This is a genomic window from Mycolicibacterium psychrotolerans (assembly GCF_010729305.1).
Classification (GTDB): Bacteria; Actinomycetota; Actinomycetes; order Mycobacteriales; family Mycobacteriaceae; genus Mycobacterium; species Mycobacterium psychrotolerans.
Genome location: NZ_AP022574.1, coordinates 1,783,176 through 1,797,692, shown reverse-complemented (window position 1 = coordinate 1,797,692; position 14,517 = coordinate 1,783,176). Strand labels below are relative to the sequence as shown.

Below are 14,517 nucleotides of genomic sequence, written 5' to 3'. Positions count from 1 at the left end.
GATCTCCGCTGGCTCTCTCTCAGGATGTCTCAGTACGATGAAGTGCCACACTGCCCCGCTCCGCTGGCGGAGCCGGGACCAGTGCTTTAAGACTGTGAGTAGGCACTCGGCGAATTGCGTGCCGGTGCGCGTTCGTGGCGCACGCATGTCATGTGGGCCCGCGGGAGCTGGAAGGCCGGTAGACGATGAGTGACGGTGATCACGCCACTCCCGGCCGTCCGAATTCCGGCGACGCCGATGGTGACTGGCTTACCCGATCGAAGCGGCCCGCACCAGGCGCCGCGCCGTGGGAGCGGGCCACCGACCCCTCTGAACCCCCGGAAGCGCCGACGCAGACCGGTCCCGTCACCGTCGCGGACCTGATCGCCAAGATCAACGGCGGCACTCCGCCCTCGGAACCGAAGCGCCACCGGGCCGAACCCGAGCCGGAGTTCGAGCCCGAGCCGGACGGAGCCGAGCCGTACCCGGCCGACGAGCTGGACACCACGATCCTGCCGGCGTTGGACGCCCACCCCTCCGAACTGCCCGACCTCGCGGCGGTGCGCCGGCCGCACCGCACGCCGACCGTAAAGCGCCTTCCCCGACATCGGCGCAGCATGATCGCCGGACGCGGTGTCGCCGCCCTGGTCGCCGTCCTCGCCCTGGTTCTCACGGGCGGCGCCTGGCAGTGGCAGTCGGCCAAGAACAACCTGCTGAACCGGGTCTCGGCGCTCGATCCCGACTCCCGCGACATCCTCGACCCGAATGCGCAGTTCGGCGACGAGAACTTCCTGATCGTCGGCACCGACACCCGCATCGGGGACAACAGCGACATGGGTGCGGGCACCACCGAGGACGCCGCCGGCGCCCGGTCGGACACCGTGATGCTGGTCAACATCCCGGCCAATCGTCAGCGCGTGGTCGCCGTGTCGTTCCCGCGAGATCTGAAGATCGAGCCGATGAAGTGCGAGGTCTGGAATCCGGAGACGCGGCAGTACGGGCCGATCTACGACGAGGACACCGAGTCGTGGGGGCCGGAGGAGGCGTACACCGAGTACAAGCTGAACTCCGCGTTCGCCGTCGGCGGGCCGAAGTGCCTGGTCAAGGTCATCCAGAAGATGTCCGGCCTGCACGTCAACCGCTTCATGGCCGTCGACTTCGCCGGCTTCAGCAAGATGGTCGACGCGCTCGGCGGGGTCGAGGTCTGCAGTACGACGCCGATCGAGGACTACGAGCTGGGCACCGTGCTGGCCACCGGGGGTCGTCAGGTGGTCGACGGGCACACCGCGCTGAATTACGTGCGCGCCCGCCAGGTGACCACCGAGACCAACGGCGACTACGGCCGCATCAAGCGCCAGCAGCGGTTCCTGTCGTCGCTGCTGCGGTCGCTGATCTCCAAGGACACCTTCTTCTCGCTGTCGAAGCTGAACAACGTCGTCAACATGTTCATCAACGACAGTTACGTCGACAACCTGGACACCAAGGACCTCGTCGATCTCGGCCAGTCGGTTCAGGGCGTGAACGCGGGCCGGATCACGTTCGTGACCGTGCCGACCGTCGGGTACGCCGACGACTACGGCAATGAGATCCCCCGCACCGACGACATGCGGGCCCTGTTCGACGCGATCATCAACGACGATCCGCTGCCCGAGGAACGCAACGCCGACAACACCCCGGTGCCCGGCACGCCCGAGTCGCTGGCCAAGCCTGCGCCCGATCAATCCGGCGAGAACCCCGCGCCGCAGGACGGCGAGATCATCGATGCCGTCGCCACCAGCCCGGGCGACGTCACCGTCCAGGTGTCGAACTCCACGTTCGAGACGGGCCTGGCCTCCACGGCAGCCGACGCGCTGCAGGCCCACGGCTTCAACATCACCAGCCCCGACGACTATCCGGGCCCGCTCGAGCACACGACGGTGTTCTTCTCCCCCGGCAACGAGGAAGCGGCGGCCACGGTGGCGTCGTCGTTCCCCGATCCGACGATCGAGCGCGCGAGCGGCCTCGGCGACGTCGTGCAGGTGGTTCTCGGCAGCGACTTCTCCGCCGTCGCCGCGCCCACCCCGAGCGGCTCCACCGTGAAGGTGCACGTCCTGCGCGGGTCGAAGTCCTCGTCCACCGCGTTGCCCGAGGACCTGACGGTCACCAACGCCGCAGACACCTCCTGCGAGTAGCTCCATCTGGGCAGGTGGCATTCACCTGTCGTTCACCGCACAGCTCGTGACGATCGCCCGGCGATGCCCGTAGGCTTTTGAGCATGCGAACCGCGTACCACGAACAGCTCGAGGGCCTCACCAACCAGCTCGGCGAGATGTGCGGGCTGGCGGGTGTAGCCATGGAGCGCGCCACGCAGGCCCTGCTGCAGGCCGACCTGGCCCTGGCCGAACAGGTGATCACCGACCACGAACAGATCGTCGCGATGAGTGTGCGCGCCGAGGAGAGTGCGTTCGTGCTGCTGGCACTGCAGGCTCCGGTCGCAGGCGACCTGCGGGCGATCGTCAGCTCGATCCAGATCGTCGCCGACGTGGACCGGATGGGTGCGCTGGCGCTGCACGTCGCGAAGATCGCCCGCCGGCGGCACCCGCAACACGCACTGCCCGAAGAGGTGAACGGCTACTTCGCCGAAATGGGACGTGTCGCGGTCGAACTCGGCCACAGCGCCCAAGAGGTGCTCCTCACGCGTGATCCGGAGAAGGCGGCCCGAATCCGCGAAGAAGACGACGCGATGGACGACCTGCACCGGCATCTGTTCACGGTCCTGATGGACCGGGAGTGGAAGTACGGGGTCGCCGCGGCGGTCGACGTGACCCTGCTGGGCCGCTTCTACGAACGGTTCGCCGACCACGCCGTGGAGATCGCCCGCCGGGTGATCTTCCAGGTCACCGGGCACACCCCGGACGAGGAGGAGTTGCCCGCCCAGCGCTGAGGGTGGCAGATTCGCCAAGAAAGCCCCCCGGGACATGTCCTCCGGGGGGCTTACTTGTTGCCAGGATGGTCTGTCAGCCGAAGCGGCCTGAGATGTAGTCCTCGGTGGCCTTCTGCGTCGGGTTGGAGAAGATCTTCTCGGTCTCGTCGATCTCGACGAGGCGACCTGGCTTTCCGGTGGCCTCGAGGTTGAAGAATGCCGTCTGGTCGCTGACCCGCGCCGCCTGCTGCATGTTGTGCGTGACGATCACGATCGTGTAGTCCTGCTTCAGCTCGGCGATCAGATCTTCAATGGCCAGCGTCGAGATCGGGTCCAGCGCCGAGCAGGGCTCGTCCATCAGCAGCACGTCGGGCTGCACCGCGATCGCGCGGGCGATGCACAGCCGCTGCTGCTGACCGCCCGACAGTCCACCGCCGGGCTTGTCGAGCCGGTCCTTGACCTCGGTCCACAGGTTCGCGCCACGCAGCGATCGCTCGGCGGTTTCGTCGAGGGTCTTCTTGTTGCGCACGCCCTGCAACTTCAGCCCGGCCACCACGTTGTCGCGAATCGACATGGTGGGGAACGGGTTCGGGCGCTGGAACACCATGCCGATGGTCTTGCGCACACTCACCGGATCAATGCCTGGGGCGTAGATGTCCTCGCCGTCGAGCAGCACCGAGCCCTCGACGCGGGCACCGGGGATGACCTCGTGCATCCGGTTCAGCGTGCGCAGCACCGTCGACTTCCCGCAGCCGGACGGGCCGATGAAGGCGGTCACACTTCGAGGCGTGACCGACAATCCCACATCGGCGACCGCGTGGAACGAGCCGTAATAGATGTTGAGATCCTTGAGATCCAGCCGCTTGGCCATGAGGCTCCTAAAGTCTGTTCCGCGTCAGATATCGGTTGATGAGCGCAGCGCCGACGTAGAGCGCCGCGATGATCAGGATGAGGGTCAGCGCGGCGCCCCAGACACGCAGAACGCCCGCCTCCTCCGGATTGATCAGCTCGGTGTAGATCAGCAGCGGCAACGAAGCCATGTTGCCCTCGAAGGCATCGAAGTTGATGGACCGGCTGTACCCGACCAGCACGAGCACCGGCGCCGTCTCTCCCATCACCCGGGCGAGTGCCAGCAGGATCCCACTGATCATTCCCGGTAGGGCGGTGGGAACGACGATCTTGACGATCGTCTTCCACTTCGGAATGCCCAACGCGTAGGACGCCTCTCGCAACTCATCGGGAACCAGCTTGAGCATCTCCTCGGTGTTGCGGACCACCACGGGAAGCATCAGCAGCACCAAGGCCAACGACACTGCGAAGGCACTCTGCTCGAATCCCAGGGTTGCGATCCACAAGGCGAAGATGAACAGCGCAGCCACGATCGACGGCACACCGGCGAGAATGTCCACCATGAAGGTGGTGACCTTGGCGAGCCGGCCCTTGCCGTATTCGACAAGGTAGACCGCAGCCATGACGCCCAGAGGCACCGACAACACCGCGGCGATCAGGGCCTGGATGAGTGTGCCGTAGATCGCGTGGTACACGCCACCGGCGAAGTCCTCAGGAAGCACGCCGGCCAGCGAGTTGGTCCACCACGTCGAGAAGACGACCGCTTTGAAGCCCTTCTCGAGGACCGTCCACAGCAACCAACCCAACGGAACCATCGCGATCGCGAACGACGCGGTGAACAGGATCGTCGCGATGTTGTTCTTGATCTTTCGGCTGGTGCTGACCGGATGGAAGGTCGGAGCCTTCACCGGGTGGTCCAGAGTTGCTTGTGTCATCCCCCACTGACCCTTCCTCCGGCCGCGGCCCGGGCCAACGCATTGACGACGAACGTCAGCGCGAAGAGCACGAAACCGGCGGCGATGTAGGCACCTGTAGGCAGCGGGGCACTGAATTCTGCTGCCGCCGAGGCGATTTTGGAAGCGAACGTGTATCCGCCGTCGAACAGCGACCAGTGGCCCGCCTGAGCGGCGGTACGCAGGATGATCAGGATGGCGATCGTCTCTCCGAGTGCGCGTCCCAGGCCCAGCATCGATGCGGCGATCATGCCGCTACGTCCGTACGGGAAGACGGTCATCCGGATCACTTCCCACTTGGTCGCGCCGAGAGCCTGGGCCGCTTCGACGTGGCCGCGCGGGGTGAGCGCGAAGACCTCGCGGGTGACCGAGGTGATGATCGGAAGGATCATCACCGCGAGCACGATGCCGGCCGTGAAGATCGTCCCCCCGCCCGCCAGAGACACATTGCCCTGGGAGAAAAGGAAGAACCAGCCCAGGTTGTCATTGAGGAAGGTGGCAACCGGAGACAGCCAGGGTGCCAGCACGAAGATTCCCCAGAGCCCGAACACGATGGACGGCACCGCCGCCAGCAGATCGACAAGCATCGCGAACGGCCGAGCCATTCTCTTCGGCGCGTAATTGGTCAGAAAAGCTGCGATGCCGATCGCGATCGGCACGGCTATGACCAGTGCGAACACCGAACTCAACACGGTGACCATGAACAGGTCGCGGATGCCGAAGCGCAGATTGTTCGAGTCGCTGGTGAGAAACTCGGTGCTGAGGAAGAAGTTCGCCTTGTTCGCCTGCAGGGACGGGATCGCCTTGATGATCAGGAAGAGCGCCATCAGGGCAATCGCAGCGATGATGGTGGCCCCGGCGGCGATCGCGATCGACTTGAAGACAGTGTCGCCCCAACGTCCGTCGCCCCGCCTCAACGCCGAGCCCTTCCCGGGTTTGGTTGGCATAGAGGAAGTATCCCCATCCCGCTGTGGGCTCGCCGGCTTGGCCGACGAGCCCACAGCGGTCGAATCTGGTGTCACGGCCATGGGAAGTGACTGCTACGTGGTCGCATTGATGGCGTCTACAGCCTCTGTGAGCCGCTTCTTGAACGTGTCGGGCACGGGGATGTAGCCGTTCTCCTCGAGGCCGGCTTGTCCATTGCCGAGTGCAGAATGCATGAAGGCCTTGACCGCGGTGGCCACCTCGGCGTCGGGATACTTCGAGCACACGATCTCGTACGTCGCCAGCATGATGGGGTAGGAGCCCGCCTCGGTCGGCTTGTAGAACGACGCCGTGTCGAGGACGAGATCGTTCCCGTCACCCTTGAACTTGACCGCGTCGATGGCCTTGCCGGCGGAGTCCGTACTCAACTCGACCGGATCAGGCCCTGCCGAGGTGACGATCTTGGCGACCGAGAGGCCCTGGGCCTTGGCGAACGACCACTCGTTGTAGGTGATGGAGCCCGGCGTGCTCTTGATGGCGGCAGAGGTGCCCTCGTTGCCCTTCGCGCCTTCACCGATGCCTCCGGCGAACGACTTGCCGGCGCCCTTGCCCCACGCTCCGTCAGAGGCGGCGTCGAGGTATTTCTGGAAGTTGTCCGTGGTGCCCGACTCATCGCTGCGGAAGATCACGTTGATCGGCTCTGCCGGTAGCGAAGCCCCGCCGTTGAGCGCCTTGATCTCGGGGGCGTCCCAGGTGGTGACGGTCCCGTTGAAGATCTTGGCCACCGTCGGGCCGTCGAGCACGAGCCCATCGACACCTTCGACGTTGTAGGTGACGGCAATGGGACCGAACACCGCGGGCAGGTTCCAGGCGTCGCTCCCACCGCAGCGCGCCTTGGCCTTCTCGACCTCACCCTTCTCGGCGTTCAGCGGTGAGTCCGAGCCGCCGAAGTCGGTCTGCCCGCCGAGAAATTCCGAGACGCCGGCGCCCGAACCGCTCGAGGTGTAGTTCAGCGTGAACCCGGGGCAGTCCGTCTCATAGGCGTTGACGAACCGCGTCATCGCGTTTGCCTGGGCGCTCGAGCCGCTGGACTTCAGCGCCTTCTTGCCACCGCAATCCCCGGCCGAGGCCGAGGCCGTTCCCGAGCCACTGGACCCTCCCGACGACGCGGTGTTGTTGTCGCTGCCACATGCAGACAGCAGCATGGCGCCGGCAGCCATCATGCTCAGCGCGGCACCAGTTCGTTTGGCCTTCACGAAGCTCCTTCAATACGGATACGGGGAGAACGCCTGTCGCGTCGAGCAGAACCGTCGCTGCTCGCTGTGAACGTAAGGGCTATCGGTGAATGAGCGCCCTATGGACGGTGAACGAGAGATGAACCGGTCACGGGGGCGAGGCGACAATTCTGCAGCAGGGGTTGACGGCACTCATTTTAGTTCAGTATCTATTGACTCAATGTCTGTTGAGCTGAAGCAGGATCCTGCGGCACGGGCCGCTGTCTTTGCCGCACTTGCCGAACCCGCCCGGCTGGCGATCGTCGATCACCTGCTGCTGGCCGACGCCTCGCCGTCGGAGCTACGCGCCATCCTCGGGATGCAGTCGAACCTGCTGGCCCACCATCTGGGCGTGCTCAAGAAGGCCGGCGTCGTCCGGCAGTCGCGCTCCGAAGCCGACGGCCGGCGGTCCTACCTGAACCTGAACCGCTCGGCCCTCGAAGCTCTCATCCCTTCGGCGCAACGCCAGGCCCGTCGCGTGGTGTTCGTGTGCAGCCAGAACTCCGCACGCAGCCAACTCGCCGCAGCGATCTGGAACCGGCGCAGCGAACTGCCCGCAACATCGGCGGGAACGCATCCGGCGCCTCGCATCCACCCCGGCGCGGTAGCCGCCGCCCGTCGCCACAAGTTGCACCTTCGCGCCCATGCGCCGCGCTACTTGGGCGATGTCCTCGCTGCCGGCGATCTCGTGATCGCCGTCTGCGACAACGCCCATGAAGAGTTACCCCGCGACCTGGTCCGGCTGCACTGGTCGGTCGCCGACCCGGTACGCACCGAGCGAGCCGAGGCATTCGACGCCGCGGTCATCGATCTCGCCGACCGTATCGACCGTCTCGTTCCGAATATCACGTCCGCTTGACGAGGAGAACATCGTGACCGACCTGTCCATCGACCAGTGTTTGGCACTCAAGACCGCCGCAACCCGCTTGGAGAGCGAGTTCGACGGCGTGTACGGCGTGGAGACCATCGAGCGTTTCCTGCACTCGTCCTATGACCAGTTCGCCGGGCGCGCCAGCGTCCCGAACTTCCTTCCCCTGCTCGCCGAACGCTTTGCGCGGCAACGTCTTCGCGCACTGGCGAAGGTCGAGGGCAAGCATCACGACGGCAAGCCGACCGTCCTGTTCCTGTGCACGCACAACGCCGGGCGCTCACAGATGGCGATGGGTTTCTTCACCCAGATGGCCGGCGAAGCCGCAGTCGCCTGGTCCGGCGGCTCCGAACCGGGCAACGAAGTGAACCCCGCGGCGGTGGCCGCGATGGCCGAACGTGGCATCGACATCTCGCGTGAGTACCCGAAACCCTGGACCGATGAAATCGTCCGCGCGGCCGATGTGATCATCACGATGGGTTGCGGCGATGCTTGCCCGGTGTTCCCCGGCCTTCGTTACGAGGAATGGAAGCTCGACGACCCGGCGGGCCGCGGCGTCGACGACGTCCGACCGATTCGCGACGAGATCGAGCGTCGCGTCCGGGGACTGCTCGCCGAACTCGACGTTCCGGTCGATGGCTGACAGCCGCGCTCACCGAGTACTCGAGTGGCTACGCGGCGGCTACCCAGCCGGTGCACCCACGCAGGGACACAACCCATTGATCGCGCTGCAGGGTCCGATTTCGCTGTCGAGTGAGCAAACTCAGCGCATTCGGGCGAGGGTCGGCACCTCCTGCGACGACCCCGTCGAGATCCGGGTGGCGATCACAGAAGCGACCGGCAGGTTGCCCAGTGCGGTGGACGTGATCGGCACCTGCCGGGCAATCGGATGCTCACATCCTCACACCGAAGCCTGACGGCTGGGAGCGATCAATGAAGCGAGCCGTTCCAGCGCGTCGTCGTTGACGCGGTAGTACGCCCACTTTCCCCGCTGTTCACGATCAACGAGGCCAGCGCCGACCAGGAGTTTCATGTGGTGTGACACCGTCGGCTGACTCAGCCCCAGTGGTGCGGTCAGGTCGCACGCACACGCCTCGCCGCAGTCGCCCGCGGCGATCAATGACAGCAACTTGACCCGGGCCGGGTCAGCGAGCGCCTTGAAGACCGCGGCGAGACGCTCGGCCGCGCCGTCATCGAGGACGCCGCCGGTCACGGAGGAACAGCAAGACTCGACGCCGGCGGGGCTAACGGGCGTCGCTGCGGTGGTCATGGGCCCATCATGACACACATATTGACAAACTTCGATGCGTCGGGCACTGTTCGATACATCGAAGTTCATCGATGTGAGGAGTGGAGATGCTCGAGTTGCCTGTCGTCGTGATCGGCGCCGGCCCCCAGGGCCTGGCGGCGGCCGCCCACATGTTGGAGCGGGGTCTCACTCCATTGGTGCTCGAGACCGGCGGCGGGCCGGGCACCACGGTCGCCCAGTGGTCGCACGTGCGTACGTTCTCTCCGTGGCCTGAACTTGTGGACGCCGCAGCCGGTCGGATCCTATTGCCCACGGGCTGGGCCGCACCGGAAAGCGGATATCCCACCGGGGGCGAGTGGATCACCGAGTACCTGACACCGCTTGCCCAAGCGCTCGGTCCGCATGTCCGCTACCGCACCCGGGTGACCGGGGTGTCGCGGCGCGGGCACGACCGCGTGTTGAGCGCCGGCCGGGACAGCGCGCCCTTCGTCGTGCACGTCATCGACCGCGACGGGCGGGAGTCGACGTTGACGGCACAGGCGGTGGTCGACGCGTCGGGTACGTGGATGCAACCCAATCCGGCGGGGGCCGACGGCCTTCCGGCTCTCGGTGAGCGCGAGGGCGCCGCGGCGGGTGTGGTGACCTACACGCCTCCCACTCCCCAGAGCACGACAAGCTGGGCCGATCAGCACATCGTCGTCGTCGGCAGCGGCCACTCGGCGATGACCGCCGTGATCGAACTGGCCGCGGTGGCCCGGGAGCGTCCCGCTACCCGGGTGACCTGGGCACTTCGCCGGGGGGCCATCGGTGACACCTTCGGTGGTGGCGCATCCGACGCACTGCCGCAGCGCGGCGCGCTGGGCACCGCCGCCCACGCCGCGGTGGATGCCGGCCTGGTAACGATGATCACGGGATTTCGGACCGAACGCATCGATGTCGTCGACCGACGGGCGACGCTTCTCGCCGAGGACGGGCGCGCGCTGGAACCGGCCGACCACATCGTGGTCCTGACCGGCTTCCGGCCGGATCTGTCGTTCCTTTCGGAGATGCGCCTCGAACTCGATCCTGTGTTGCAGGCGCCGCTCAAGCTTGCGCCCGCGATCGACCCGAACGTGCACTCCTGCGGCAGCGTGCCCCCGCACGGCGCCACCGAGCTGGCCCACCCGGAGGAACCGGGGCTGTTCGTGGTCGGCATGAAGTCCTACGGCCGCGCTCCTACCTTCCTCGCGTTGACAGGCTACGAGCAGGTACGCAGCGTGGCAGCCGAACTGGCCGGCGATCACGACGCAGCCCGGCAGGTCGAACTGGTACTGCCCGAAACCGGCGTCTGCAGTGGCGCCGGCCTCGCCGATGCACCGGACGCGTCAGACCAGGGTGGCTGCTGCGGGCCGGCCCCGGTTGCCACCTGATTCGACATTTGTCAATATAGAAGAATGTCGAATCAGTTGGCGTTACTCCGCGCCCCCGGCAGAGAAACGCTCGGCGAGGCAGAGTGCGCTTCTCTTGCCCAGATGTTCAAGGCGATCGGCGACCCTGTGCGACTGCGACTGCTGAGCCTGATCGCGAGCCACCCCGGCGGAGAAGCCTGCGTCTGCGACATCTCCGGAACGTTCGTCTTGTCCCAACCCACCATCTCCCACCACCTCAAGGTGCTCCGGTCGGCAGGAATCTTGGAGAAGGAACGACGGGGATCGTGGGTCTATTACCGAGTCATCCCCGCGGCGCTGCAACGGCTTTCGGCGGTCCTGCACGCCGAAGGCGGGACCGCCACGCCCTCTGACAGCTGCATCGAGGAGACCGATTGATGAGCGCACCCACCAATACTCACCACCCCGTGGTGGCCAAACTGTCCACGCTGGATCGCCTGCTCCCGCTGTGGATCGGTGTTGCGATGATCGCGGGGCTGCTCCTAGGACGAATGGTCCCGGGGCTCGGCGAGGCGTTGAGTGCGGTTGAACTCGATGGGATTTCGCTCCCCATCGCGATCGGCCTGCTGGTGATGATGTACCCGGTGCTGGCCAAGGTCCGCTATGACCGACTCGACACGGTCACCGGTGACCGCAAACTTCTGCTGGCTTCGCTGTTCCTGAACTGGATCATGGGACCCGCACTGATGTTCGCGCTGGCATGGCTGCTGCTTCCGGACCTGCCGGAGTACCGCACCGGCCTGATCATCGTCGGACTCGCCCGCTGCATCGCGATGGTCATCATCTGGAACGACCTGGCCTGCGGCGACCGCGAGGCAGGCGCCGTCCTCGTCGCGGTCAACTCGGTGTTCCAGGTTCTCATGTTCGCCGTGCTGGGCTGGTTCTACCTGTCCGTGCTGCCCGGATGGCTCGGCCTCGAGCAGACGACGATCGACACCTCGGTGTGGCAGATCGCCAAGTCCGTCCTGATCTTCCTCGGCATACCCCTGGTGGCCGGGTATCTGACCCGCCGGTTCGGCGAGAAGGTCAAGGGCCGCCAGTGGTACGAGGGCACGTTCCTGCCCAGAATCGGACCCTGGGCGCTGTACGGCCTGCTGTTCACCATCGTCATCCTGTTCGCGCTGCAGGGCAATCAGATCGTCTCCAGGCCATGGGATGTCGCGCGGATCGCGCTGCCACTGCTGGCCTACTTCGCCATCATGTGGGGCGGCGGCTTCATTCTCGGCGCCGCGATCGGCTTGGGCTACGAGCGCACCACGACAGTCGCCTTCACCGCTGCCGGCAACAACTTCGAGCTTGCGATCGCGGTCGCCATCGCCACCTACGGCGCGACATCCGGCCAGGCACTGGCCGGAGTCGTCGGACCGCTCATCGAAGTCCCGGTGCTGGTTGCCCTGGTCTACGTGTCGCTGGCCCTGAGGGGGCGGTTCACCGACCACGTCCCCGCAGTGATCGAGGGGAAGCAATGACACACAAACCTTCTGTGCTGTTCGTCTGCGTGAAGAACGCCGGCAAGTCGCAGATGGCGGCCGGGCTGATGCGTCAGCTCGCCGGCGACACTGTCGACGTGTTCTCGGCAGGCACCAAGCCCGGAACGGCCGTCAACGCGCTTTCGGCAGAGAGCCTCGCAGAGATCGGTGTCGACATCACCGGCGAAGCGCCGAAACTTCTTGACCCGCAGATCGTTCGGGCGGTGGATATCGTCGTTACGCTGGGCCGCGAAGCCCACGTGGAGCCACTGCCTGGCACCGAGTTCGAAGTCTGGGACACCGATGAACCCTCCGAGCGCGGCATCGACGGTATCGAGAGGATGCGGCTGGTGCGCGACGACATCGCCGCCCGGGTCCGTCAACTCGCCGAGCAAATCCACACTGCCGCAACGGCACAACCCGAGGAGACCGTTCAATGAGCAAGGTCGAAGTGTTCGAGCCCGCACTGTGTTGCGCGACCGGCGTCTGTGGCGAAAACGTGGACCAGCAGTTGGTCACCTTCTCCGCCGACCTGGATTTCGTGTCCGGACTCGGCGGCGACGTCTCCCGCTACAACCTCGCGAGCGAACCACGCGCCTTCGCAGATAACGAGACCGTACGAGCGTTTCTGCATCTCGCGGGGTCCGACGGGCTACCGCTGGTCCTGGTGGACGGGGTCACCGCGATGACCGGCCGGTATCCCGATCGCGGCCAGCTGGCCGCCTGGGCCGGCGTCGACGCGCCCGCCGGAGCGATCTCGCTCGACATCGAACAGGCCACCGACCAGAGCGGATGCTGCAGCAGCGACAGCTCCGGCGGCACCAACTGCTGCTAGAAGGGACCGGCGATCAAGGTGCAGTTTCTGGAGAATCCACCGCGATTCCTGTTCTTCACCGGCAAGGGCGGGGTAGGCAAGACCTCCATCGCGTGCGCAGCAGCGATCCGTCTGGCCCGCAACGGAAAGCGAGTCCTGCTGGTCAGCACCGACCCGGCTTCGAACGTCGGCCAAGTGTTCGGGTTGACGATCGGCAACACCATCACCGAGATCCCTGCCGTCGACGGTCTGTCCGCCCTGGAGATCGACCCCGAACAGGCTGCTGAGGCCTACCGAGAACGCATCATCGGCCCGGTGCGTGGCTTGTTACCTGACGAGGAACTGCGGTCGATCACCGAACAGCTCTCCGGCTCGTGCACCACCGAGATAGCCTCCTTCAACGAATTCACCGAGCTGCTCACCGATGCCGACGGCCCGGTGGCCCACTTCGATCATGTGCTGTTCGACACGGCACCGACCGGGCACACCATCCGGTTGTTGCAGTTGCCGGGCTCGTGGACTGACTTTCTCAACGAAGGCAAGGGCGACGCATCCTGCCTGGGACCTCTTTCTGGGCTCGACAAGCAACGCGCCCTCTATGCCGGAGCTGTCGCAGCATTAGCGGATCCTCAACGCACGCGGCTCGTGCTCGTGGCCCGCGCCCAGCGTTCGACGCTCGCCGAAATCACCCGCACCCATAGGGAACTCGCGGCCATCGGCCTGACCCACCAGTACGTCGTGATCAATGGGGTGCTGCCAGGCTCCGCCGAGAACGGCGACCCGCTGGCTGCTGCGATTCACGCGCGCGAGCAACAGGCGATCGCGGCCCTGCCTGACGAGTTGCGCACGCTCCCGGTCGATCAGGTTGAGCTCAAAGACTTCAACATCGTCGGGCTGGACGCGCTGGCGTTGCTGTTCACCACCGGTGCGGGTGCACCCGAGCACGAGGTGGACGCGGGTCTCGACATACCGGACGCCCCGCTGGCGGCCCTGGTCGACGAACTCGCCACCGGTGACCACGGCTTGATCATGTGTATGGGTAAGGGCGGAGTAGGCAAGTCCACGATCGCTGCGGCGATCGCTGTCGCGCTCGCCAGCCGTGGCCACCCGGTGCATCTGACGACAACTGATCCCGCCGGGCACCTCGCCGAGATGCTGCACGGGACACTGGCGAACCTGCATGTGTCGAGCATCGACCCGGTCGAGGCGACCCGTGGCTACCGCGATCATGTACTCGCCACCAAGGGCGCGGCGCTCGACGAGCAGGGGCGCTCGATGCTCGAAGAGGATCTCCGCTCGCCCTGTACCGAGGAAGTCGCTGTGTTCCAGGCATTCTCGCGGGTGATCGGTGAATCTCGGAACAAGTTCGTCGTCGTCGATACGGCGCCGACCGGGCACACCCTGCTGCTGCTCGACGCCACTGGCTCGTATCACCGCGAGGTTGCTCGACAGCTCGGCAACCGGCATTTCACTACCCCGCTCATGCGCCTGCAAGACCCCGACCTCACGAAAGTCATCATCGTCACCCTTGCCGAAACCACGCCGGTCCTCGAAGCCGCCGGCCTAGCGCAGGAACTCGAACGCGCCCACATTCACCCGTGGGCATGGGTGATCAACAACTCGCTCGCCGCCGCACATCCGACGTCGGCGCTGCTACGCCGGCGGGCAGTGGCGGAGCTGCCCGAGATCGACAAGGTGAGATCGGACCATGCGGATCGAGTTGCGGTGGTGCCGATACTGGCGACCGAACCGGTCGGCATCCAGGCCCTTGAAGCGCTCACCGGGTCCCGCACCTCAGTGGTGTAGGGA

Annotated in this window: 16 protein-coding genes; 11 read left to right on the top strand and 5 right to left on the bottom strand. The window is 65.8% G+C overall.

The genetic code is table 11. The features are described from left to right. Positions 1 to 185 precede the first annotated feature (185 nt). Positions 186 to 2,150, top strand: coding sequence for an LCP family protein (locus tag G6N45_RS08875; protein ID WP_163721745.1), 1,965 nt, complete (start codon positions 186 to 188; stop codon positions 2,148 to 2,150). A gap of 83 nt (positions 2,151 to 2,233) precedes the next feature. After that, a complete protein-coding gene (gene phoU / locus G6N45_RS08870; protein ID WP_163721743.1) occupies positions 2,234 to 2,902 on the top strand; it encodes a phosphate signaling complex protein PhoU in 669 nt (222 codons plus the stop codon). Between the two features lie 73 nt (positions 2,903 to 2,975). Here the strand turns inward: phoU and pstB are convergent, their stop codons facing one another. From pstB to pstS, 4 genes are all read right to left on the bottom strand, one after another. Further along, positions 2,976 to 3,752, bottom strand: coding sequence for a phosphate ABC transporter ATP-binding protein PstB (gene pstB / locus G6N45_RS08865; RefSeq protein WP_163721742.1), 777 nt, complete (start codon positions 3,750 to 3,752; stop codon positions 2,976 to 2,978). 7 nt (positions 3,753 to 3,759) lie between these two features. Continuing rightward, a complete protein-coding gene (pstA, locus tag G6N45_RS08860; protein WP_163721740.1) occupies positions 3,760 to 4,665 on the bottom strand; it encodes a phosphate ABC transporter permease PstA in 906 nt (301 codons plus the stop codon). Further along, on the bottom strand, positions 4,662 to 5,630 hold the full coding sequence (pstC, locus tag G6N45_RS08855; protein ID WP_057149152.1) for a phosphate ABC transporter permease subunit PstC: 969 nt from the start codon (positions 5,628 to 5,630) through the stop codon (positions 4,662 to 4,664). The genes pstA and pstC overlap by 4 nt, the downstream gene beginning before the upstream one ends. 93 nt (positions 5,631 to 5,723) lie before the next feature. After that, positions 5,724 to 6,863, bottom strand: a complete 1,140-nt coding sequence (pstS, locus tag G6N45_RS08850) for a phosphate ABC transporter substrate-binding protein PstS (protein WP_163721738.1) — start codon at positions 6,861 to 6,863, stop codon at positions 5,724 to 5,726. Positions 6,864 to 7,062: 199 nt separating this feature from the next. On the opposite strand from pstS, the gene G6N45_RS08845 reads away from it, so the two are divergent. Genes G6N45_RS08845 through G6N45_RS28390 form a run of 3 tightly spaced genes read left to right on the top strand, consistent with a single transcriptional unit; the run spans position 7,063 to position 8,666 of the window. Beyond that, on the top strand, positions 7,063 to 7,740 hold the full coding sequence (locus G6N45_RS08845) for an arsenate reductase/protein-tyrosine-phosphatase family protein (RefSeq protein ID WP_163721736.1): 678 nt from the start codon (positions 7,063 to 7,065) through the stop codon (positions 7,738 to 7,740). A 13-nt stretch (positions 7,741 to 7,753) separates the two neighbouring features. Further along, on the top strand, positions 7,754 to 8,392 hold the full coding sequence (locus tag G6N45_RS08840) for an arsenate reductase ArsC (protein ID WP_246228925.1): 639 nt from the start codon (positions 7,754 to 7,756) through the stop codon (positions 8,390 to 8,392). Next, positions 8,385 to 8,666: a DUF3349 domain-containing protein gene (locus tag G6N45_RS28390; RefSeq protein ID WP_163721734.1), complete on the top strand. Its 282-nt coding sequence runs from the start codon at positions 8,385 to 8,387 to the stop codon at positions 8,664 to 8,666. The genes G6N45_RS08840 and G6N45_RS28390 overlap by 8 nt, the downstream gene beginning before the upstream one ends. Here the strand turns inward: G6N45_RS28390 and G6N45_RS08830 are convergent. Then, entirely contained in the window at positions 8,651 to 9,019 is a 369-nt protein-coding gene (locus G6N45_RS08830; RefSeq protein WP_163721731.1) for an ArsR/SmtB family transcription factor, read from the bottom strand. The two genes, G6N45_RS28390 and G6N45_RS08830, sit on opposite strands and share 16 nt — an antisense overlap. Positions 9,020 to 9,105: 86 nt before the next feature. Here G6N45_RS08830 and G6N45_RS08825 point away from each other — a divergent pair, with 86 nt between their 5' ends. Genes G6N45_RS08825 through arsA form a run of 6 tightly spaced genes read left to right on the top strand, consistent with a single transcriptional unit; the run spans position 9,106 to position 14,514 of the window. Then, complete coding sequence (locus G6N45_RS08825) at positions 9,106 to 10,407, top strand: NAD(P)-binding domain-containing protein (protein WP_163721729.1); 1,302 nt, start codon at positions 9,106 to 9,108, stop codon at positions 10,405 to 10,407. Between the two features lie 24 nt (positions 10,408 to 10,431). Beyond that, positions 10,432 to 10,803 carry an ArsR/SmtB family transcription factor gene (locus G6N45_RS08820; protein ID WP_163721727.1) on the top strand — a complete coding sequence of 124 codons (372 nt, stop codon included), beginning with the start codon at positions 10,432 to 10,434 and terminating at the stop codon, positions 10,801 to 10,803. Continuing rightward, a complete protein-coding gene (gene arsB, locus G6N45_RS08815) occupies positions 10,803 to 11,894 on the top strand; it encodes an ACR3 family arsenite efflux transporter (protein ID WP_163721725.1) in 1,092 nt (363 codons plus the stop codon). Before G6N45_RS08820 ends, arsB begins: the two co-directional genes overlap by 1 nt. Beyond that, complete coding sequence (locus G6N45_RS08810) at positions 11,891 to 12,334, top strand: arsenate-mycothiol transferase ArsC (RefSeq protein ID WP_163721723.1); 444 nt, start codon at positions 11,891 to 11,893, stop codon at positions 12,332 to 12,334. The genes arsB and G6N45_RS08810 overlap by 4 nt, the downstream gene beginning before the upstream one ends. Beyond that, entirely contained in the window at positions 12,331 to 12,729 is a 399-nt protein-coding gene (gene arsD, locus G6N45_RS08805) for an arsenite efflux transporter metallochaperone ArsD (protein WP_163721722.1), read from the top strand. The genes G6N45_RS08810 and arsD overlap by 4 nt, the downstream gene beginning before the upstream one ends. An 18-nt stretch (positions 12,730 to 12,747) precedes the next feature. Further along, positions 12,748 to 14,514, top strand: a complete 1,767-nt coding sequence (arsA, locus tag G6N45_RS08800) for an arsenical pump-driving ATPase (protein WP_163721720.1) — start codon at positions 12,748 to 12,750, stop codon at positions 14,512 to 14,514. The last annotated feature ends 3 nt before the right edge of the window (positions 14,515 to 14,517 follow it).

Excerpts from the sequence above, each read along its gene's own strand:
- G6N45_RS08875 (WP_163721745.1), top strand. The coding sequence starts at position 186 with ATGAGTGACGGTGATCACGCCACTCCCGGCCGTCCGAATTCCGGCGAC.
- phoU (WP_163721743.1), top strand. The coding sequence starts at position 2,234 with ATGCGAACCGCGTACCACGAACAGCTCGAGGGCCTCACCAACCAGCTC.
- pstB (WP_163721742.1), bottom strand. The coding sequence starts at position 3,752 with ATGGCCAAGCGGCTGGATCTCAAGGATCTCAACATCTATTACGGCTCG.
- pstA (WP_163721740.1), bottom strand. The coding sequence starts at position 4,665 with ATGACACAAGCAACTCTGGACCACCCGGTGAAGGCTCCGACCTTCCAT.
- pstC (WP_057149152.1), bottom strand. The coding sequence starts at position 5,630 with ATGCCAACCAAACCCGGGAAGGGCTCGGCGTTGAGGCGGGGCGACGGA.
- G6N45_RS08845 (WP_163721736.1), top strand. The coding sequence starts at position 7,063 with ATGTCTGTTGAGCTGAAGCAGGATCCTGCGGCACGGGCCGCTGTCTTT.
- G6N45_RS28390 (WP_163721734.1), top strand. The coding sequence starts at position 8,385 with ATGGCTGACAGCCGCGCTCACCGAGTACTCGAGTGGCTACGCGGCGGC.
- G6N45_RS08830 (WP_163721731.1), bottom strand. The coding sequence starts at position 9,019 with ATGACCACCGCAGCGACGCCCGTTAGCCCCGCCGGCGTCGAGTCTTGC.
- G6N45_RS08825 (WP_163721729.1), top strand. The coding sequence starts at position 9,106 with ATGCTCGAGTTGCCTGTCGTCGTGATCGGCGCCGGCCCCCAGGGCCTG.
- G6N45_RS08820 (WP_163721727.1), top strand. The coding sequence starts at position 10,432 with ATGTCGAATCAGTTGGCGTTACTCCGCGCCCCCGGCAGAGAAACGCTC.
- arsB (WP_163721725.1), top strand. The coding sequence starts at position 10,803 with ATGAGCGCACCCACCAATACTCACCACCCCGTGGTGGCCAAACTGTCC.
- G6N45_RS08810 (WP_163721723.1), top strand. The coding sequence starts at position 11,891 with ATGACACACAAACCTTCTGTGCTGTTCGTCTGCGTGAAGAACGCCGGC.
- arsD (WP_163721722.1), top strand. The coding sequence starts at position 12,331 with ATGAGCAAGGTCGAAGTGTTCGAGCCCGCACTGTGTTGCGCGACCGGC.